Source organism: Microbacterium sp. NPDC055903 (genome assembly GCF_053615555.1).
The window spans coordinates 343,434-363,447 of sequence record NZ_JBSHCA010000002.1; the positions used below are offsets into that span (position 1 = coordinate 343,434).

Annotated in this window: 20 protein-coding genes; 13 read left to right on the forward strand and 7 right to left on the reverse strand. The window is 68.3% G+C overall.

Going from position 1 to position 20,014, the window contains the following annotated elements:
- Positions 1–9 precede the first annotated feature (9 nt).
- Together ACWGJP_RS11040 and ACWGJP_RS11045 are read left to right on the forward strand one after the other, a co-directional pair.
- Entirely contained in the window at positions 10–795 is a 786-nt protein-coding gene (locus tag ACWGJP_RS11040; protein ID WP_452329840.1) for an ABC transporter ATP-binding protein, read from the forward strand.
- Positions 796–904: 109 nt separating this feature from the next.
- Positions 905–1,162: a type B 50S ribosomal protein L31 gene (locus tag ACWGJP_RS11045; protein ID WP_047520045.1), complete on the forward strand. Its 258-nt coding sequence runs from the start codon at positions 905–907 to the stop codon at positions 1,160–1,162.
- 86 nt (positions 1,163–1,248) lie between these two features.
- On the opposite strand, the gene ACWGJP_RS11050 is transcribed toward ACWGJP_RS11045, so the two are convergent.
- Together ACWGJP_RS11050 and ACWGJP_RS11055 are read right to left on the reverse strand one after the other, a co-directional pair.
- Entirely contained in the window at positions 1,249–1,560 is a 312-nt protein-coding gene (locus ACWGJP_RS11050; protein WP_452329841.1) for a hypothetical protein, read from the reverse strand.
- Positions 1,561–1,601: 41 nt separating this feature from the next.
- Positions 1,602–2,324, reverse strand: a complete 723-nt coding sequence (locus ACWGJP_RS11055) for an exonuclease domain-containing protein (protein WP_452329842.1) — start codon at positions 2,322–2,324, stop codon at positions 1,602–1,604.
- A gap of 89 nt (positions 2,325–2,413) precedes the next feature.
- Here ACWGJP_RS11055 and ACWGJP_RS11060 point away from each other — a divergent pair, with 89 nt between their 5' ends.
- A complete protein-coding gene (locus ACWGJP_RS11060; protein WP_452329843.1) occupies positions 2,414–3,307 on the forward strand; it encodes an alpha/beta fold hydrolase in 894 nt (297 codons plus the stop codon).
- On the opposite strand, the gene ACWGJP_RS11065 is transcribed toward ACWGJP_RS11060, so the two are convergent.
- Entirely contained in the window at positions 3,279–3,752 is a 474-nt protein-coding gene (locus ACWGJP_RS11065; protein WP_452329844.1) for an Lrp/AsnC family transcriptional regulator, read from the reverse strand. The genes ACWGJP_RS11060 and ACWGJP_RS11065 overlap by 29 nt on opposite strands.
- Before the next feature lie 165 nt (positions 3,753–3,917).
- Here ACWGJP_RS11065 and pdhA point away from each other — a divergent pair, with 165 nt between their 5' ends.
- The 3 genes from pdhA to ACWGJP_RS11080 are packed head-to-tail and all read left to right on the forward strand — an operon-like array spanning position 3,918 to position 7,421.
- Positions 3,918–5,036, forward strand: a complete 1,119-nt coding sequence (pdhA, locus tag ACWGJP_RS11070; protein ID WP_452329845.1) for a pyruvate dehydrogenase (acetyl-transferring) E1 component subunit alpha — start codon at positions 3,918–3,920, stop codon at positions 5,034–5,036.
- A gap of 1 nt (position 5,037) precedes the next feature.
- Positions 5,038–6,048: an alpha-ketoacid dehydrogenase subunit beta gene (locus tag ACWGJP_RS11075; protein WP_452329846.1), complete on the forward strand. Its 1,011-nt coding sequence runs from the start codon at positions 5,038–5,040 to the stop codon at positions 6,046–6,048.
- Positions 6,045–7,421, forward strand: coding sequence for a dihydrolipoamide acetyltransferase family protein (locus ACWGJP_RS11080; protein WP_452329847.1), 1,377 nt, complete (start codon positions 6,045–6,047; stop codon positions 7,419–7,421). Before ACWGJP_RS11075 ends, ACWGJP_RS11080 begins: the two co-directional genes overlap by 4 nt.
- Positions 7,422–7,427: 6 nt before the next feature.
- Here the strand turns inward: ACWGJP_RS11080 and ACWGJP_RS11085 are convergent, their stop codons facing one another.
- On the reverse strand, positions 7,428–8,015 hold the full coding sequence (locus ACWGJP_RS11085; RefSeq protein ID WP_452329848.1) for a TetR/AcrR family transcriptional regulator: 588 nt from the start codon (positions 8,013–8,015) through the stop codon (positions 7,428–7,430).
- 96 nt (positions 8,016–8,111) lie between these two features.
- Between ACWGJP_RS11085 and ACWGJP_RS11090 the strand changes: the two genes are divergently transcribed.
- From ACWGJP_RS11090 to ACWGJP_RS11110, 5 genes are read left to right on the forward strand one after another with little or no spacing between them, the layout of a single operon-like run.
- Positions 8,112–9,665, forward strand: coding sequence for a carboxyl transferase domain-containing protein (locus ACWGJP_RS11090; protein ID WP_452329849.1), 1,554 nt, complete (start codon positions 8,112–8,114; stop codon positions 9,663–9,665).
- Between the two features lie 5 nt (positions 9,666–9,670).
- Positions 9,671–11,599 (forward strand): acetyl/propionyl/methylcrotonyl-CoA carboxylase subunit alpha, encoded by a 1,929-nt coding sequence (locus ACWGJP_RS11095; protein ID WP_452329850.1) that lies wholly within the window; start codon positions 9,671–9,673, stop codon positions 11,597–11,599.
- Positions 11,592–12,740, forward strand: a complete 1,149-nt coding sequence (locus ACWGJP_RS11100) for an acyl-CoA dehydrogenase family protein (protein WP_452329851.1) — start codon at positions 11,592–11,594, stop codon at positions 12,738–12,740. The genes ACWGJP_RS11095 and ACWGJP_RS11100 overlap by 8 nt, the downstream gene beginning before the upstream one ends.
- Positions 12,741–12,750: 10 nt before the next feature.
- Positions 12,751–13,224 (forward strand): MaoC family dehydratase, encoded by a 474-nt coding sequence (locus ACWGJP_RS11105; protein ID WP_452329852.1) that lies wholly within the window; start codon positions 12,751–12,753, stop codon positions 13,222–13,224.
- Positions 13,224–14,030 carry an HpcH/HpaI aldolase/citrate lyase family protein gene (locus ACWGJP_RS11110; protein WP_452330369.1) on the forward strand — a complete coding sequence of 269 codons (807 nt, stop codon included), beginning with the start codon at positions 13,224–13,226 and terminating at the stop codon, positions 14,028–14,030. Before ACWGJP_RS11105 ends, ACWGJP_RS11110 begins: the two co-directional genes overlap by 1 nt.
- A 29-nt stretch (positions 14,031–14,059) precedes the next feature.
- Here the strand turns inward: ACWGJP_RS11110 and ACWGJP_RS11115 are convergent, their stop codons facing one another.
- Positions 14,060–14,644: a histidine phosphatase family protein gene (locus ACWGJP_RS11115; RefSeq protein ID WP_452329853.1), complete on the reverse strand. Its 585-nt coding sequence runs from the start codon at positions 14,642–14,644 to the stop codon at positions 14,060–14,062.
- Positions 14,641–15,468, reverse strand: coding sequence for a Sir2 family NAD-dependent protein deacetylase (locus ACWGJP_RS11120; protein ID WP_452330370.1), 828 nt, complete (start codon positions 15,466–15,468; stop codon positions 14,641–14,643). The genes ACWGJP_RS11115 and ACWGJP_RS11120 overlap by 4 nt, the downstream gene beginning before the upstream one ends.
- Positions 15,469–15,745: 277 nt before the next feature.
- On the opposite strand from ACWGJP_RS11120, the gene ACWGJP_RS11125 reads away from it, so the two are divergent.
- Positions 15,746–18,193 carry an Ig-like domain-containing protein gene (locus ACWGJP_RS11125; RefSeq protein ID WP_452329854.1) on the forward strand — a complete coding sequence of 816 codons (2,448 nt, stop codon included), beginning with the start codon at positions 15,746–15,748 and terminating at the stop codon, positions 18,191–18,193.
- Positions 18,194–18,295: 102 nt separating this feature from the next.
- Positions 18,296–19,132, forward strand: coding sequence for a TrmH family RNA methyltransferase (locus ACWGJP_RS11130; protein WP_452329855.1), 837 nt, complete (start codon positions 18,296–18,298; stop codon positions 19,130–19,132).
- Here the strand turns inward: ACWGJP_RS11130 and ACWGJP_RS11135 are convergent.
- Complete coding sequence (locus ACWGJP_RS11135) at positions 19,099–19,926, reverse strand: SGNH/GDSL hydrolase family protein (protein WP_452329856.1); 828 nt, start codon at positions 19,924–19,926, stop codon at positions 19,099–19,101. The genes ACWGJP_RS11130 and ACWGJP_RS11135 overlap by 34 nt on opposite strands.
- Positions 19,927–20,014: the final 88 nt, after the last annotated feature.

Consider the following 20,014-nt stretch of genomic DNA (forward strand, 5'->3'; position numbering starts at 1 on the left):
GCTGGCGGCATGCCGAGTGCCCTCGAACTCACCGATGTCGTCGTGCGCCGTGACGGGCGCAACATCGTCGATCATGTGACCTGGCAGGTCGCTGACGACCAGCGATGGGCGGTGCTCGGGCCCAACGGCGCGGGCAAGACCACGCTGCTCCAACTCGCAGACACCTTGCTGCACCCGACGTCCGGCACGGTGAGCGTGCTGGGCGAGACGCTCGGCAGGAGCGACCTCTTCGAGGTGCGCCCCCGGATCGGCTTCGCCTCGTCCGCACTCGCCAAGCGCATCCCCCGAGACGAGACGGTCCTGAACACCGTCCTCACCGCCGCCTACTCGGTGATGGGCCGGTGGAACGAGCAGTACGAGAACATCGACGAGCGTCGTGCGTTGCGCGTGCTCGCCGACTGGCGGCTGGATCACCTGGCCGATCGCCTGTTCGGAACTCTCAGCGACGGCGAGCAGAAGCGCGTCCAGATCGCGCGCGCGGTGATGACGGATCCAGAGCTGCTGCTGCTGGACGAGCCGACGGCATCGCTCGATCTCGGTTCGCGCGAGGAGCTGCTCTCCCTCCTCAGCGGGTACGCCTCATCGCCGACGACGCCGGCGATGGTCATGGTCACGCACCACGTCGAGGAGATCCCCGTCGGCTTCACGCACGTGCTGCTGATCCGTGACGGCGCCGTCGTCGCGGCCGGTCCGATCCAGGAGACCCTCACCGAGGCGAACCTCAGTTCGGCGTTCGGCATGCGCATCGCGCTCTCCGCGGACGGCGGTCGCTACGCCGCGAGGGCCGCTGCCTGACGCATTCGGCGGTTCTGGCAGACCACTGCTATAATCGATCCTTGGTGCATTCTGCACCGCAGACTTCCCTCGCTCCTGGCACAATCCAGGGCAACACCTAAGGAATCCCATGAAGACTGACATCCACCCCGACTACCAGGCGGTCGTGTTCCGCGACCTCGGCTCGGGAGAGACCTTCCTCACCCGTTCCACCGTCACCAGCGACAAGACCATCGAGCTGGACGGCGTGGAGTACCCGGTGATCGACGTCGAGATCTCCTCGGCATCGCACCCCTTCTACACGGGCAAGCAGCGCATCATGGACTCGGCCGGTCGTGTCGAGAAGTTCAACCAGCGCTTCAAGGGCTTCGGCGGCAGCAGCAAGTAATCCGCCGCTTCAGAAGGCCCCGATCTCTTCGGAGATCGGGGCCTTCGTCGTTGATCGATTCCCGCTGTCAGCGCAGGCAGGGGTGGTCACGGCATGTCGACGTCGAGGGTGATGCGGCCGTCGCCGATCATCCAGGGCGGGTCGCCTGGTGCGGGTGCCGGGGCAGTGCGCTTGGTCTGACGATCGCGCTCGATGCCCGCCTCCTGCGAGGTGGGGAAGAACGCGGCATCCATCCCGCTGAGCGCGCCACCGACGATCCTTCCTGAGCCTCCGTAGCGCTTCTCCAAGGGGCGACGGGAGTAGAGCGTCCAGATGCCTATGCCGCCCAGCACGACCGACAAGACGACGAGCATGAAGACGAACGCTGTCATCAACCCGCCCTCGATGATGTCGCTCATGTGTCCACGCTAGGCCTGGCGTCCGGTTTCCGCATCCGCCTTCAGGGTGAGGGAGCTCCGTCTCTTACGGGCCAGGAGCCGTCCAGTGCTTCCTCGGGGTCGAGTCGCCCGATCCGGATGAAGTACTCCGTCAGGCTCTCCGCCTGGGTGCGGGCCCAGCCGATCTGCTGCGTGTGCAGGTCGGCGGCGGAACCGGCCAAGGGGAAGCGGCGGACGAGCTCGAGAGCGACACGACCGGCCGCGGTCGCATCGGCGGAAGCCTCGTGCGCGGCATCCAGTGTGACGGCGTAGTGACCGGCGACCACTTCGAGCGTGCGTTTTCCCTTCCGGAAACGATCGACCGCCTTGTCGATGACGAGCGGATCGATCACGGGGGAGGGATCGACCAGCGGCTCCAGACCGTGCCGGAGGCATTCGTGGTGGAGCAGGGAGAAGTCGTAGGAGGCGTTGTACGCGACCACGGGCACGCCCTGGCTGAGCAGAGCGCGCAGGGATGAGGTGATCTCGGCCACGACGGCGGCGGCGTCGCGCCCTTCCTGCCGTGCCCGCTCGGTCGAGACGCCGCGGATCGCGGCAGCCGATGCCGGGATCGGGATGCCGGGGTCGGCGATCCAGTCGCGAGCGGCGAGTCGGCGGCCTCTGCCGTCGAGGATCCCGACGTGCGCTGTGACGATGCGATCATGAGCGACATCGACTCCCGTGGTCTCGAGATCGAACACGCCGATGCGGCTGATCCAGTCGGGGAGCGCGGTGTCTTCGGCCATGACCACACGCTATGGCGGCCCTCGGACATCATGCCTGAGGCGCTCCGGGCCGGGCGTCCGTCCACCGAGCGCTCAGTAGAATCGGGAGCATGTCCTCGCCGTATGCCGACCGTCTCCGCACGCTCCCGTCTCAGCGCAGAGAAGTCAGCGTGGCAGGCGGGACGACCGTGTTCTGGGACTACGGCGACTCCGCCGCGGATACGGTTCTCATCGCCGTGCACGGCTTCCGCGGTGATCACCACGGCCTGGAGCCGGTGCTCGCGTTCCTGCCCGGGGTGCGTGTCATCGCCCCTGATCTTCCCGGGTTCGGCGAGACCGCGCCGTTGCCGGGTGGTACGCACGACCTCGATCGCTACGCGCGATGGCTCATCGAGTTCGCCGGATCCGTCGCGCCCGGCGCTGTCATCCTCGGCCACTCCTTCGGATCCATCGTCGTCTCCGCAGCCCTCGCCGCAGGGCTCGAGGCGCCCAGAGTCGTTCTGATCAATCCGATCGGCGCGCCTGCTCTGGAAGGCCCGAAGGGTCTGATGACCCGTCTTGCCGTCTTCTACTACGCGCTCGGCGCGAAGCTCCCGGCGCGCATCGGCACGGCACTGCTGCGCAACCGCGTGATCGTCCGGGTGATGAGCATCGCGATGGCGAAGACCCGCGACCCCGAGCTCCGGCGGTTCATCCACGATCAGCACGATCGATACTTCTCGCGCTTCGCCGACCGCGACGTCCTGCGCGACGCCTTCGTCGCGAGCGTCTCGCACGATGTCCGCGAGTTCGCCGGAGGCATCGAGGCGCCGACGCTTCTGATCGCCGCGCAGAAGGACGACATCACCCCGATCGAGGCCGAGCGCCGCCTCGTCACGCTGTTCCCCGACGCCGAGCTCGTGGAGATCGCGGATGTGGGGCATCTCATCCACTACGAGACGCCCGCTGAAGCAGCGGGCGCGATCAGGCGCTTCCTCAGGCTTCCCGCCTGGCGAGACCGATGAGCCCGGCGACGCGGTAGGGGATCACCTCGCCCATCGCCAGGGAGGTCTCCGTGCGCTCGATGCCATCGATCGCCAGGATGCGGGCATCGGTGTCGAAGAGATGGCGGGCGTCGCGGCAGGCGACCCTTGCCATCAGATCGATGGATCCGCTGAGACCGTGGACCTGAAGGATCTCGGGGATGCGCGCGAGCTCGGCCGTGATGCGCGGCAGCTCGGTCTGCCGGAGGCCGATGCTGATGAAAGCCTGCAGCGGGAATCCGAGGACCTCCGGTGAGTAGGAGCGCTCGTATGACAAGAGCACGCCGGTCTGCTCGAGGCGGGTCATCCTCGCCTGGATGGTGTTCCTGGAGAGGCTGAGACGCTCGGCGAGCGCGACGATCGTGACGCGGGGATCTTCGGCGAGGGCGGTGAGCAGCTCGAGGTCGGTTCGGTCCAGTGCTGGCATAGTGCCAAACGATAGCAGGGCTGGGGCGTGGCTTTCTGAGCAACATGCTCAGTGCAGGCGTTAATGCTTGAGCGAGGTGATCAGCAGACGTACCCTCGAACCAGCCGATGATGATGTCGGCGAGGCAGCGACGCTCTCATGAGGAGCGCGCGGACGAGGAGGACGATGATGTCGCCGCACGCCGGACCGATCACCCAGACCGCCCAGGATCTCGATCTCTCAGAACGTCTCATCGCGCCGGACGGCACGAGACTGGTGCACCCCGAGCTCGACCGCCACGTCGCCGACGTCACGCCGGAGCAGCTGGGCGCGCTGTACCGCGACATGGTCGTCCTCCGACGCATCGACGCCGAGGGATTCGCCCTGCAGCGGCAGGGCCAGCTCGGTCTCTGGGCACCCTGTCAGGGGCAGGAGGCGACGCAGATCGGCACCGCCAGGGCGCTCGCCCCGCAGGACTTCGTCTTCCCGAGCTATCGGGAGACCGGAGTGATCCTCGCTCGTGGCGCCGAGCCCGGCGACTTCGTGCGCACGTGGCGCGGGGAAGAAGGGGCTGCGTACGATCCGCAGCGTCTGCGGTGCGCCCCCATGCAGATCATCATCGGCGCGCAGAGCCTGCATGCCGTCGGCTATGCGATGGGCGTCCAGCGCGACGGCGCCGACGAGGTCGCCGTGGCGTACTTCGGAGACGGTGCGACGAGCCAGGGAGATGTCAGCGAGGCGATGGTGTTCGCGGCGTCGTATCAGGCGCCGGTGGTCTTCGTCTGTCAGAACAACCACTGGGCGATCTCGGAGCCGGTCTCGGTCCAGTCGCAGTATCCGATCGCCGGGCGCGCACCCGCGTTCGGGATCCCCAGCCTGCGCGTCGACGGCAACGACGTCCTCGCGTGCATGGCGGCGATGCGCTGGGCGCTCGAGCATGCGCGCAGTGGGAAGGGTCCCGCCTTCATCGAGGCGGTGACGTATCGGATGGGACCGCACACCACGGCCGACGACCCGACGCGCTACCGGGACCCCGCCGAGCTCGAGGCGTGGCGCACCAGAGACCCCATCGCACGGCTCGACGCCCATCTGCGCAGCATCGGCGCCCTCGACGACGCGGCGGCGGCCGAGGTCGCCGCCGAGGCGGACGCCATGGCGCGTGCGATGCGCGCGGAGTGCATCGGGATGATCACCAGGGCGCCATTGGCCGTGTTCGACGGGGTGTACGCCGAGCCGCACACCGGGATCGCAGAGCAGCGCGCGGCATACGCCGCCTACCTCGACTCCTTCGAGCCGGAGGCCTGACATGACCGAGATGACGTTGGGAAAGGCGCTCGGCGCAGGACTCAGGCAGGCGATGCGCGACGATGACAAGGTCGTCCTGATGGGGGAGGACATCGGCCGGCTGGGCGGTGTGTTCCGGATCACCGACGGGCTCATCGACGAGTTCGGTGCGGCACGGGTCATCGACACCCCGCTCGCCGAGTCCGGGATCGTCGGCACCGCGGTCGGGCTCGCCTACCGGGGCTATCGCCCGGTCGTCGAGATCCAGTTCGACGGATTCGTGTACCCGGCCTTCGACCAGATCGTCTCGCAGGTGGCCAAGCTGCACTATCGGACGCAGGGCCGGGTCAGGATGCCGATCACGATCCGGATTCCATGGGCAGGAGGCATCGGCGCCGCGGAGCACCACTCCGAGTCGCCCGAGGCCTACTTCGTGCACACGGCAGGCCTGAGGGTCATCGCAGTATCGAATCCGCAGGACGCCTACCGGTGCCTCCGCCAGGCGATCGCCAGCGACGATCCGGTGATCTTCTTCGAGCCGAAGCGCCTGTACCACCACAAGGGCGAGGTGGATCTCGATTCCCCGTTGGCGGATGCGGTGCCGATGGGGCTCGCCCAGATCGCGCGCTCCGGAACGGATGTTACCGTGCTCACGTACGGGGCCATGGTGACGACCGCGCTCGATGCGGCAGAGGCCGCCGAGCACGACGGCGTGTCCCTGGAGGTGATCGATCTGCGGTCGCTCTCGCCGGTGGACTACGACACCATCGCGGCATCGGTGCGCCGCACCGGGCGAGTGGTGGTCGTGCACGAGGCGTCGCGCGAGGCCGGAGTCGCGGCCGAGGTCGTCGCAAGCGTCACGGAGCGCTGCTTCGAGTACCTCGAGGCCGCGCCCCAGCGCGTCACGGGACACGACATCCCCTATCCGCCCGCGAAGCTCGAGAAGCACCATCTCCCGGACCTCGATCGAATCCTGGATGCGGTGGACCGCGTGCTGGACCGTCCCGGCAGCCTTTCGGAGGCGGAAGCATGAGCACCGAGTTCCGCCTTCCCGATCTCGGCGAGGGCCTCACCGAGGCGGAGATCGTCCAGTGGCTGGTCGCGCCGGGCGATGCCGTCGTGCTCAACCAGACGCTTGCGGAGGTCGAGACGGCCAAGGCCATCGTCGAGCTCCCCTCGCCCTATGACGGAACGGTGACGGCGTTGCACGCCGAGGCAGGTGACACGGTCGCGGTCGGTGCTCCGCTCATCGCGTTCGCGGTCGCCGGCGATGCGCCGGACGACCCCGTCGACGGGCGCGCGGAGGGAGTGCGGACGCAGGAGTCGCAACCGGCGGCGGACGCGGCGCCCGCTGCGCAGGCGAATCTCGTCGGCTACGGTGCAGCACCGGCTGCTGGCCGTCCCGCGCGGCGTGCGCGCCGTGCAGCGACGGCCTCCTCGGCCGATACCGCCGTCCTCGAAGCCGCGCCGCATGACGCGGTCGCGGCGACGCCGATGGATCCGGTCACGGGAGACCGGCCACGGTCGACCCCGCCCGTGCGGGCATACGCGAAGCGACGCGGCGTCGACCTGGTCCTGCTCGCGACGGAGATCGGCGAGCGGGTGATCACCCGCGCCGATGTCGACGCGTACGCCGAGAGAGTCGACCCCGTAGCTCCTGCGGTGAACGAGCGACGTTCAGAGCGCGTGCTCGTCGAGACGCCGGAGCGCGAGACGAGGATCCCCATCCGCGGGGTCCGCAAGCACACGGCGGACGCCATGGTGGCCAGCGCCTTCACCGCGCCGCATGTGACGTGCTTCCACACGGTCGATGCGACGGCCACGATGCAGCTCATCGCGTCGCTGCGCGAGGACAGGATGCTCGCAGAGCACCGTATCGGGCCGTTGGCGGTGATCGCCAAGGCGGTGTGCCTGGCGCTGGCGCGAACCCCAGGGCTCAACGCACGCTGGGACGAGGATGCGGTCGAGATCGTGCAGCATCACTTCGTGGATCTCGGCATCGCGGCGGCGACGGATCGCGGGTTGATCGTCCCGCACATCCGAGAGGCTCAGGGGCTCTCGCTCATCGGCATCGCGGACGCCCTGCGCGAGCTGACCGATGTCGCGCGTGCGGGGAAGACATCGCCGGCGGATCTCGCAGGGGGGACCTTCTCGATCACCAACATCGGGGTCTTCGGGATCGAGGGCGGGACACCGATCCTGCCACCCGGTCAATCGGGCATCCTGGCGGTCGGAGCGATCCGACCGCAGCCGTGGGTGCACGAGGGGGAGTTGGCGGTCCGTCAGGTGATGACGCTCAGCCTGTCCTTCGACCATCGCATCGTCGATGGCGCGGAAGGCGCGCGGTTCCTCAAGGACGTCGGCGATCTGATCGAGGAGCCAGGACGCGCCATGCTGATGGCATGAGCGCAGTCATGCGGTGAGTGCGGCGAAGGCCATCTCCGCGAGCACGGAAGCCGTGGAGGCTCGTCGCCGCGCGGCCGAGCGAGTGCTGTGCGGTGTCGAGTTGATCAGGCCGAACCCGGCCTGGACGCGGAGGCGGAGCTCATCCGTCTCCGCGTCGCAGAGCGGGGCGAGAGCGGCGATCCACAGATCGATGTACGCGCGCTGCAATCGGCGGACCTCGGCCCTGTCCGCATCGGTGAGGTGCGCCAGGTCGCGATCCTGCACGCGGATGACCTCTGCGTTCCCGACGGCGAAGTCGACGTGGAAGCGGATCAGCGCGCGCATCCGCTCCTCGCCCTCCGCGCAGCTCGTCGAGACGGAGGTGCCGCGCTCGACGAGCTCTCGACTGACGCCGATGAGGAGCGCACCGAGCAGCGCCTGCTTGCCGGCGAAATGGCGGTACACGGCGGGACCGGAGACGCCGACGGCGGCGCCGATGTCCTCCAGGCTCACGCCGGAGAATCCGCGCTCGGCGAAGAGCCCTGCCGCGGCACGGAGGAGGGCATCGGAGCGCTCCGCCTTGGCTCGATCTCGGGGGGTGATCGGGGTTGTCATTTCAGTTAATGCTCACTAACCTAAATGAACGGGTTAGTGAACACTAACCGACCGGCGCGGTCGAGCGCCAGTGCGTGAGTCGAGGAGGACATCACGATGTCGTATACCCAGCGCGAACTCGCATCGCGGCTGCGTGAACGGCTGCAGCAGGCAGCGCTCGGGGGACCGGAGTCCTCGCGGCGCCGCCATGTCGCGCGGGGCAAGCTGCTGCCACGGGAACGGGTCGCTCGGCTGCTCGACGAGGGCAGTCCGTTCCTCGAGGTCGCGCCGCTCGCCGCGGACGGGCTCTACGACGGGGGAGCCCCGGCCGCCGGGGTGATCGCCGGCATCGGTCTGGTGCACGGCCGCCACGTGATGGTGGTGTGCAACGATGCGACGGTGAAGGGCGGCAGCTACCTGCCGATGACGGTGAAGAAGCACCTGCGGGCCCAGGAGGTCGCGCTGGAGAACCGACTCCCGTGCCTGTATCTCGTCGACTCCGGCGGAGCCTTCCTGCCCAAGCAGGACGAGGTCTTCCCTGATCGCGATCACTTCGGGCGGATCTTCTTCAACCAGGCGCGGCTCTCCGCTGCGGGCATCCCTCAGCTCGCCGCCGTCCTTGGATCATGCACGGCCGGCGGTGCCTATGTCCCCGCGATGAGCGATGAGACGGTCATCGTGAGGGGGCAGGGAACGATCTTCCTCGGCGGTCCGCCGCTCGTGAAGGCGGCGATCGGTGAGATCGTGACCGCGGAGGAGCTCGGCGGAGGCGAGATGCACGCGCGCCGGTCCGGCGTCGTCGACCACCTCGCGGACGACGACGAGCATGCACTGGAGATCCTGCGCGACATCGTCGCGACGCTGCCTCAGATGGGCGATCCGGTCTGGGACGTGCGGCCGTCGGTTCCTCCGGCCGATAGCTCCAGCCTCTATGACGTGGTTCCGGTCGACGTGAACGAGGGATACGACGTCCATGAGGTGATCGTGCGCCTCGTCGACGCAGGCAGCGTCCTGGAGTTCAAGCCCGATTACGGCACGACGCTGGTGACCGCGTTCGCCCGGTTGCACGGACATCCGGTCGGCATCGTCGCGAACAACGGCGTGCTGTTCAGCGAGTCCGCGCTCAAGGGTGCGCATTTCATCGAGCTGTGCGACCAGCGGGGGATCCCGCTGCTCTTCCTGCAGAACATCACCGGGTTCATGGTGGGCTCCGACGCCGAGGCGGGAGGCATCGCGAAGGACGGTGCGAAGATGGTCACCGCCGTCGCCACGACCAGGGTGCCGAAGCTGACGGTGATCATCGGCGGATCCTTCGGCGCGGGGAACTACTCGATGTGCGGGCGCGCATACGCGCCTCGCTTCCTGTGGAGCTGGCCGGCGAGCAGGATCTCCGTGATGGGTGGCAACCAGGCGGCCTCGGTGCTCGCCACGGTGAAGGAGGACCAGCTCTCGTCCCACGGAGAGAGCTGGAGCGCGGCGGAACGGCTCGCCTTCGAGGATCCGATCCGGAACCAGTACGAGCAGCAGGGCGAGCCCTACTACGCCACAGCCAGGCTCTGGGACGACGGGATCGTCGACCCGGAGCGCACCCGCGATCTGCTCGGACTCGCCCTCGATGTGATCTCCCGTACGCCGCTCCCCGCGCCGGGTTTCGGCGTCTTCAGGATGTGAGAGAGATGTTCGACACCGTCCTCGTGGCCAATCGCGGCGAGATCGCCCGCCGTGTCATCCGTACGCTGCGCCGGCTCGGCATCCGCAGCGTCGCCGTCTTCTCCGATGCGGATGCCGGTGCACCCCACGTCCGTGAGGCGGACGTCGCCGTTCGGATCGGTCCGCCGGCCGCTTCGGCCTCGTACCTCGACGTCGGCGCGATCATGGCCGCCGCCGTGGAGCACGGTGCCCGTGCCGTGCACCCCGGCTACGGCTTCCTGTCGGAGAGCGCTGCGCTCGCGCGGGCCTGTGCAGAGGCGGGCATCGTGTTCATCGGTCCGGGTGTCGAGGCCCTGGAGGTCATGGGCGACAAGGCACGGTCCAGGGATCACGTCTCCCAGCGCGGCGTGCCCGTCGTGCCCGGCTTCGACGCCGCCGGCCTCACCGATGCCGAGATCGCCGGCCGCGCCGTGCAGACCGGATTCCCGCTGCTCGTGAAGCCGAGCGCAGGAGGTGGCGGCAAGGGCATGGAGATCGTCGAGGATGAGGCGGGTCTCGCCTCCGCACTGTCGGCGGCTCGCAGGGTGGCGAGGTCGTCGTTCGGCGACGACGCGCTCATCCTCGAGCGTCTGCTCCGGCGCCCTCGGCATCTCGAGGTGCAGGTGTTCGGCGACGCCCATGGTCGGATCGTGGCGGTCGGGGAGCGGGAGTGCACGCTGCAGCGACGGCATCAGAAGGTGATCGAGGAGGCTCCGGCCGCGATCGACGCGGCGCTGCGGGCCCGCCTGTGGGAGGAGGCCGTCCGCGTCGCCGAGAGCGTGCAGTACGTCGGCGCAGGGACTGTCGAGTTCCTCGTCGACGCGGATGCTCCCGGCGAGTTGTTCTTCATCGAGATGAACACCCGGCTCCAGGTCGAGCATCCCGTCACGGAGGCTGTGACCGGGCTCGATCTCGTGGAGCTGCAGCTCAGGGTCGCGGCAGGCGAGCCGCTCCCCGAGATTCCTCCCGTGGTCGGCCATGCCGTGGAGGCGCGCGTGTACGCGGAGAGCCCGGAACGAGGGTTCATGCCGTCGACGGGGACCGTGCTCCGATTCGATGCGCCGCCGGGTGTGCGCGTGGATGCCGCCGTCGAGACCGGCTCCGAGGTCACAGGTTTCTACGACCCGATGATCGCCAAGGTGATCGCGACGGGGGCGGACCGTGGCGAGGCGCTCGCGCGGCTCGATGCGGCACTGGGGCGGACCATCGTGCTCGGGGTGGAGACGAACATCTCCTTCCTGCGACTGCTCTGCTCGCACGGGCGGGTGGTCGCCGGAGATCTGGACACCGGGCTGATCGAGACGATGCTTCCGGTGGTCGCGCCGCCCGTCTCCGAAGGGATGCTCATCGCGGCATCTGCGGCGGTCGACGTGGAGCGCGAGACGGGGGCGGCGAACGAAGGGCCCTCTCAGCTTCCTGGGTCGGTGTGGTCGATGCTCCGCGGATGGCGCCTTTCTGCGACGGAAGACGCTTCGCCGCGCCGCGCGTTCCTCACCGACGCGGGCGAGATGCTCGAGGCGTCGGCGCACGGCGCGGGTGCGGCGGGGCATCACGCCGTCGCCGCCATCGGTCCTGACTCGGCCCTGTGGGTCGCCGAGGACGGTCGGACGGTACGCCTGCGGCCGCTGACTCGCAGGCAGCGCATGGATCAGCTCCGTGGCCAACGGCACCCGGAGGTCAGCGACAGCCAGCCGGAGGTCAGCGCCCCGATGCCGGGGACGGTCGTCGCCGTGCATGCGGCGGACGGCGACACGGTGCGGGCGGGACAGGTCCTCGTCTCGATCGAGGCGATGAAGATGGAGCACGCTGTCACCGCGCCGCATGACGGCACGGTTCGCGTCCTGGTCGCGCAGGGCGATCAGGTGCGTCGCGATCAGACGGTCGCGCGTGTGGAGACGGAGGAGAACGATGACTGATCTGTCCGAAGAGGAGCAGCAGCTCGCCGGGATGGTCCGGGAGTTCGCGGAGTCCGTGGTCGCGCCTCAGGCCTACCAAGCCGATCGCTCGCACACGCTCAACCTGGAGGTCGTCGCCCGGATGGGTGAGCTCGGGTTGTTCGGCCTTCCCTTCCCCGAGGAGTACGGCGGGCAGGGCGGCGACCTCATGGCGTTGGGCATCGCCATCGAGGGCCTGGCACGCGCGGATCAGTCCATCGCCATCACGCTCGAAGCGGCAGTGAGCCTCGGCGCGATGCCCGTCTTTCGGTTCGGCAGCGAGCGTCAGAAGGCGGAGCTGCTGCCCGATCTGCTCGCCGGCCGCGCTCTGGCGGGCTTCGGCCTCACGGAGCCCGAAGCGGGCAGCGATGCGGGCGCCACGAGGACCACCGCCCGGCGGGATTCCGGTGAATGGGTGATCAACGGCGCCAAGCAGTTCATCACCAACTCGGGGACGACCATCACGCGCTTCGTCACGGTCACGGCGGTGACGGGGGTGGAGAACGGTCGAAAGCGCATCTCGACGATCATCGTGCCGAACGGCACACAGGGCTTCACCGTGGAGGCTCCCTACGACAAGCTCGGCTGGCGTGCCTCCGACACGCATCCGCTCACCTTCGTCGACGCCCGCGTTCCGGAAGAGAACCTGCTGGGTGAAGAGGGACGGGGATTCGCGAACTTCCTCAGCATCCTGGACGAGGGGAGGGTCGCGATCGCGGCCCTGTCGACCGGTGCAGCAGAGGGATGCCTGGAGGAGGCGACGGCCTATGCGCGCAGCAGGACGGTGTTCGGCGCTGCGCTGAGCACGCGTCAGAACGCACAGTTCACCCTCGCCCGAATGCGGGCCCGCGTGCACACCGCGCGCCTCGCCTGGCACCATGCGGCGCGTCTCAGGGATGCCGGTCAGGCATTCGGCGAGGCAGCGGCGATCGCGAAACTCGTGGCCGGGGAAGCGGCGATGGACAACGCCAGGGATGCGACGCAGATCTTCGGCGGAAACGGCTTCATGGACGAGTTCCCGGTGGCGCGTCACTACCGCGACTCGAAGATCCTGGAGATCGGTGAAGGGACGACCGAGGTCCAGCTCCTCGTCATCGCGCGAGCGCTCGGGCTCGCCGGGTAGCGTGGGCGCCATGACGGAGATCGTCCAGCGCGGGTTGTACTTCGAGGAGTTCGAGGTGGGCGCCACGTACGTGCACCGACCGGGGCGCACAGCGACCGAGGCGGACAACGTGCTCTTCACCACCCTGACGATGAACACACAGGCGCTGCACCTGGATGCCGCGTTCGCCGCGGAGCAGGAGTTCGGTCAGCGCCTGGTGAACTCGATGTGGACGCTGTCGACGATGGTGGGGTCGTCGGTCGCCCAGCTCACCCAGGGCACGCTCGTCGCGCAGCTGGGGCTCGGCGACATCCGCTTCCCGAGACCGCTGTTCGTCGGCGACACGCTCTACACGTCCAGTGCGGTCGCGGACAAGCGCCTCTCCACGTCGCGGCCCGGTCAGGGCATCTGCACGATCGAGCACACCGGCCGCGATCAGCACGGCGAGATCGTCGCGACCGCCACGAGGACCGTCCTCGTGCGTTGTATGCCCGAAGGGGAATGATGGATTTCACGCTCGGCCCCGCGCTGCTGTTCTGCCCTGCAGACCGCCCCGAGCGGTTCGCGAAGGCACTGGATCGTGCGGATGCGGTGATCCTCGATCTCGAGGACGCCGTGGCCCCCGCGGACAAGCTCGCCGCGCGGGGGAACATCATCGACGCGCACCTCGACCCGCACCGGGTCGTCGTACGGGTGAACGCGCCGGGTTCGCGGGAGTTCGCGAGCGATCTGGCCACGCTGGCGCAGACGGACTACCGCACAGTGATGGTGGCGAAGTCGGAGTCGCCCTCCGAGCTGGATGCGTTCGATCCGAGGTTCCAACTCATCGCGCTCTGCGAGACGGCGCGAGGTGTCGCCGCGGCGGGCCGCCTGGCGGAACACCCCCTGGTCACGGCTCTCATGTGGGGAGCGGAGGATCTGGTCGCCTCACTCGACGGGACATCGAGCAGACGCGCGGACGGCGCTTATCGCGACATCGCCCGACTCGCGCGGGCGCGCATTCTCCTCGAGTCAGGCGCCCGCGGCAAGGCCGCGATCGACGCCGTGCACATCGCCATCGAGGATCAGGTGGGTCTCGCGGCCGAGGCGGAGGATGCCGCGGCCAGCGGCTTCGCGGCGACGGCGTGCATCCATCCCGCCCAGGTCGAGGTGATCAGGGCGGCGTACCGTCCCGACGAGCGGACCGTGGCGTGGGCGCGAGCGGTGCTCGAGGCGGCGGCGGGGGAGCGCGGGGTCTTCCGCCACGAGGGGCGCATGGTCGACGAGCCCGTGCTCCGGCATGCGCGCTCGGTCCTCGAACGCGCCCGTTGAGGCGAGGATTCGAACCCCGCGAGAGAAACTCAGCCCGCGACGGGCTCCAGGAGCCGGAGCACACCAGGCGATGCTTCGAAGCGATGGACGGAGCCATTCGCAAGCGGAACGCCCTGCAGGGGGAGAGCACCGCTGGAAGCATGATCCAGGAGCGATCGGATCACGGCGCCGTGCGCGACGACGATCACGGATTCGGCGGCGGGCGCTGAACGCAGCCGGGATGCGCGGGCGATGGTGTCCAGCGCGCCCAGTGCGCGGTCTCGCACCTGGTCAAAGGTCTCGGCACCAGGGACATCGGCGTGCCAGTCGCCGTACCGGTCGATGTAGTCGGCGACGAGCATCCCCTCTCCCTCGCCGAACTCGCGTTCCCGGAGGTCGGGCACGAGTTCCGGCTCGTCGAGCCCGATGAGACCCGCGATGATCTGCGCCGTCTCCCTGGCACGGACGAGCGGGCTGGCGTAGATCGCGTGGTGGGTGTCGCTTGCAAGGATCGCGGCGGCATCCCTCGCGTGGCCGCGTCCCGTCTCGTTCAAAGGGATGTCCGTTGTCCCCTGGATGCGCCGCTCCAGGTTCCAGTCGGTCTGGCCGTGGCGGACGAGGGTGAGGAAGGTCATGTGAGCAGCTCCTGCAATGCGGGCAGGACCTCGCTCGTGCCGCCGGCGAGCGTCACATCGGCCCAGGCATCCGCCCGTGTCGGTTCTCGGTTGATGATGATGAGGGGGATGCCGCGGCGTCTGGCGCGCTCGACGAGCCGTACCCCCGAGTTGACGACCAGCGACGATCCGGCGACGATCATCGCGCTGCTGGCCCTGAGCAGGGATTCGGCCGCGCGGAAACGGTCGCCCGGGACGAACTCCCCGAAGAAGACGACATCCGGCTTGAGCATCCCGTCGCACACCGTGCAGGTGGGGATGACGAATCCCTCCGCGGTCTCCGGTGTGACGTCGCCGTCCGGATTCAGCCGGATGTTCTCCGGCACGGAGATCCAGGGGTTGAGCTGCTCGATCTGCGTCGCGATGTCACGACGGTCGAACACCTGACCGCACTGCAGACAGGTCACGCGGCGCATCGTGCCGTGCACCTCGATGACGTGCGAACTCCCTGCACGCAGGTGCAACCCGTCGACGTTCTGCGTGATGACGCCCGTGACGAGGCCATCGGACTCCATCTCAGCGAGCGAGACGTGCCCGGCATTCGGCTCCGCCTGGGCGAAGGCACGCCATCCGAGGTGTCCGCCGATCCAGTATCTCCGCCTGGCTGATTCGTCGGCGAGGTAGCGCTGGACGGTCATCGGGTCCGCCCGGACCATCGCGCCTTCGCCGCGATACGCGGGGATGCCAGAATCTGTCGAGATGCCGGCGCCGGTCAGCAGTGCGATTCTCTTGCCGTCCAGGAGTTCGGCGGTGCGGGCGATGCCGGCGCTCAGCTCGGCAGTCATCGTCACGGTCACAGATCCTCCCTGTGGGAGTCTACGACCTGGTCGGATGCGTGGCGCACCGACGCTCTAGTCCACGATCCCGGTCAACCGGTGTCACGGTTCGAAAATGACCCCCGCCCGGGGGTCATTTACTTCCTCAGCCGCAGACGCGTGCATTCCATCCACTTGACTGTGCTCGCAGCTCCCCACAGCTGCGTCATGTTTTCGTGCGCATCGCACGCCCCGGGTGTGCGGCTCGCGCTGGCGCGCATCTGCGCGCCTGACTGGAGGAGGAACGATGGCGGATCATCCGCGACAGCTCACGGCACGGAGGATGGGGGCGATCGCTGTAACCGGCGGTCTCGTCGCCGGCTCCATCTTCTTGGCGGCACCGGCTCAGGCCGCCGCGGACGTGATCACGGTCACGAATCTCGCCGTCTCCGGGAGCGGTTCGCTCCGCGCTGCCATCGAGGCGGCCAACGCTTCTGTGAACCCGGATGGCGTGGAGATCGTCTTCGACGCCGCTCTCGCCGGTACCGGCGAGCTCTCGCTCACGGGCGGCGCCGCGGACAATATGTCGACAGCACAGGTGGGCAACGGCACGGGGCATCTGGCCGGTTCGATCGGCCCTAACGGGGCGCGCTTCCTCATCGATTCCGCTGTCCCGGTCTCGATCGACTTCACGAACCTCGACGGCATCACCGATGTCGATGGGTCGTTCTCGGCCGGCTTCCACGTCGCGTCCGACAACGTGTCGCTCTCGAATCTCGCCAACCTTCGCGCGGCCGAGACGGGCATCGCGATCAGCGGCACGAACGTGCGCGTCACGAACGTCGAACTCAAGGACAACGAGACGAACTTCCAGGAGGCCGGCGTCGTCCTGCTCGACGGAGCGTCCCAGGTCGCCCTGGTGGACCTCGTGATCCAGAGCCCGCTGTACACGAGCTTCGGTGTCGAGACCAACGCGACCGTGTCCGACGTCACGATCACCGGTGCGGCCAGCCGCGGCGTGGAGAACTGGGGCCACATCGACATCGAGGACGGCGCGACCGTCGACGGATTCATCGTCGATGACAGCGTCCTCGGTCACCAAGATGAGACCTCGCCGACGCACGGCTTCTACATGAACCCCAACATCACCGTGACGGGTCTGGAGTTCGTCAACTCCGAGTTCCACTCCCCACGGCAGAACTTCATGTACTTCGAGGGTGCGGGACAGACGTTCAGCGACACGTTCATCGCTGGCAACGACATCAGCGGAACCGGCAACGATGTCCGTGGGTTCGACAGCGGCAACATCTCCCGGGTGATCGGCGGAAACACGGCGACCTGGGACGAGTTCATCTTCGCGGAAAACACTGTCGACCAGGCGCAGAGCATCGTGTTCAGCGGCTCGCTGTCGAACGCGAGCATCGTCAACAACACGTTCACGAACATCAACGACGGCGCGTACGCTGCTCTGCAGCTGGGCAACGTGACCTCGGACGTCCTCGTGTTCGGAAACTCGTTCGACAGGATCTGGGCCGTCGACACGATCCGCATCCAGGGAACGAGCGCAACGGGCGTCCAGATCGGCAACAACACGATCGAGAACCTTGTCGCGGACAGCAGCCGGTCGGCGATCCGCATCGACGTACGCGGTGGCGAGAACATCATCGCCGGCAACACGCTCACCCAGGACATCTCGGGTTCTGATTCGAACCTGCCGCTGGACATCGACAACCACTGGGCCATCTACAACTCCGCGAACGCCGTGGACGCGGACTCGTCCGTCGGGTGGTCGATCATCGAGAACGCGATCGACGGCTTCGGCGGCGAGGATCGTTCTCAGGCTCCGATCGTCCACAACGCCTACGGAAAGCTCGACGTCGTCGGCAACACGTTCGGTACCAACACCCGTGGTGGCGTCACGACCGACGTTGAGCACTCCGCGTACTGGTTCCTCTGGAACGTCGGTGACTCCGTCAGCAACAATACGGTGCAGACTTTCCGCGTGGGCGAGCCGTCGTTCGACGGGGCCAACGCCACGTTCACGGCAGAGCAGCCTGCTCCGCTGATCGGCAACAACGCCGCCGTGGGGCCTGTCGTGCTGCACGTCTACTGGACCGCCGCCGACAACGCCGAGGAGTACCTCGGCGCGATCGAGGACGTGAACCCCGGCGACGTCGTTTCGATCCCGACCACCCACACCGACGGCTTCCTCCGTCTTCAGACGGTTGACGCGAACGGCAACGTGTCGCAGTACTCCAGCATCGACCCCGACGCGCCGAGCGTCCAGCCGGTTCAGCCGGTCGTCGTCACGGTCGGCGAGGACACCGCTGAGGGCACCGGCGCCGCCGGCGCCACGGTCAGCATCCGCAACGCCGACGGCGAGGAGATCGCGACCGCGGTCGTCGACGAGGAGGGTACCTGGGCTCTGGAGGACGGCGTCCTCGAGTGCGACAGCGACTACGTCGCCGTGCAGACGCTGAACGGCATCGAGAGCGAGGAGACCTCGTTCTCGACCGCCGCCTGCGACTCCGGCGCCGCTGAGGGCGCAGCCGACGCCGAAGGCGCTGCTGACGGTGCAGACGGCTCCGCGGACAGTGCTGGTGCGGCCGACGGCTCGTCTGCTGATGCGGACTCCGATGGATCGCTCGCGACGACCGGTGGTGCTGCACCGATCGCCCTCATCGTGATGGCCGCGTTCGCCGTGGCTGCCGGTGCAGGCCTTGTCGTGCTTCGCATGCGGCGCCGCCTGAGCTGATCGCACGCTGAAACGCCGAGGGGCGGGGTCCGGATGTCGGGGACCTCGCCCCTCGCCGTGTCTTCGGCGCAAGCGGCATCCGCGGCCTGGCAAAGTTGTTTCGTGCTGCTTCATCAGGTGACCGAACCGGACGACCCGCGTCTGGACGAGTATCGGGGGCTTACGGACACGGCGCTGCGGCGCGTTCAGGAGCCACGCGGCGGGTTGTACATCGCGGAGTCCGCGAAGGTCATCGCACGCGCCGTCGAGGCTGGTCATCGCCCCCGGTCAGTGCTCACGCAGCGCCGCTGGGTGTCGGGGCTCGAGGAGATCCTCGACGACGCCGACGTCCCCGTTTACCTCGTCCCCGATGACGTCGCCGAAAGTGTGACCGGATTCGCGGTCCATCGGGGAGCGCTCGCATCCATGCACCGACCGGAGCTCCCACCGGTCGCCGATATCGTGCGGGACGCCTCGCTCGTGCTGATCCTCGAGAACCTCCTCGATCACACGAACGTCGGGGCGGCGTTCCGCGCTGCCGCGGGGCTCGGCGCTGACGCGGTGCTCGTGTCCCCTGGCTGCGCCGACCCGTTGTACCGTCGCAGCGTCCGCGTCAGCATGGGCACGGTGTTCCAGGTCCCCTGGACGCGGATCGGCGACTGGCCGGAGGCGACCGAGCAGCTGCACGGCGAGGGGTTCGAGATCGCCGCACTCGCATTGAGCGATCGTGCGGTCGCCTTGGACGCCTACGCCGCTGACCGTGCGTCCAAGACGGCGCTCGTGCTCGGCACCGAGGGCGACGGTCTCACCCGAGCAGCTCTCGACGCGGCCGACCGCGTCGTCACCATCCCGATGAGCGGGGGAGTGGACTCGCTCAACGTGGCATCGGCGGCAGCCGTCGCGCTCTGGGCACTGCGGACCGGAGGTCAGTCCGCGGCAGGGCTGTCGAACGGCACGTAGTCCGGTCGCTTCGCCTCGACGTGATCGCCGGAGGACTGGTGGCGCAGACGCCGCAGCACCCAGGGCACGAGATGTTCGCGTGCCCATCCGAGGTCCTCGCCGCGTGCCTCGCGCCAGGTCCGCACCGGAAGCGGGTCTGGCTGCATGGCCTGCAGGTCGTTGGGGACGTTCAGCGCCCGCAGGACCATTCTCGCCACCTCATGGTGGCCCAGTGCGTTGTAATGCAGGCGGTCGTCGTCGAAGAATCGCACGTCCTGGACGGTCTTCAGCGCCCACTGATCGGCGACGATGCAGTCGTGCCGGTCTGCAATGCCACGGACGTTCTCGTTGTAGATCGCGACCTTGCCGCGGAAGGCTCGGAAGACCGGAGTGAATCCCGTGTCGATCCCGGTGAACAGGATGACCGCCGCGCCCGTCGAGGAGAGCCGCGCGACCGCGTCTTCGAGCTGCATCGCGATCGCGTCGGGATCGGTGCCAGGACGGATCACATCGTTGCCGCCCGCGCAGATCGACACCAGGTCGGGGCGCAGCGCGACGGCCGGCTCGATCTGATCCGCCACGATCTGCGCGATGAGCTTGCCGCGGACGGCGAGGTTCGCGTAGGCGAAGTCGTCGACCTGTCGGGCCAGCACCTCGGCGACCCGATCCGCCCAGCCCCGGTGCCCGCCTGGCACGGCGGGATCCGGGTCGCCGATGCCCTCGGTGAACGAGTCACCGACGGCGACGAACCTGCGCCATGGATGCATCCCCTCGTTCGGGACGAACGGGGTACGGGACGATTCCTGATCGGCCATCACACTCTCCTTCGTGGCAGCGCGGCCATGGATCGCGGCCTCGCAGGCATCGAGCCTACTCGCCGAGCAGACGCGGCCGATGTCCCCG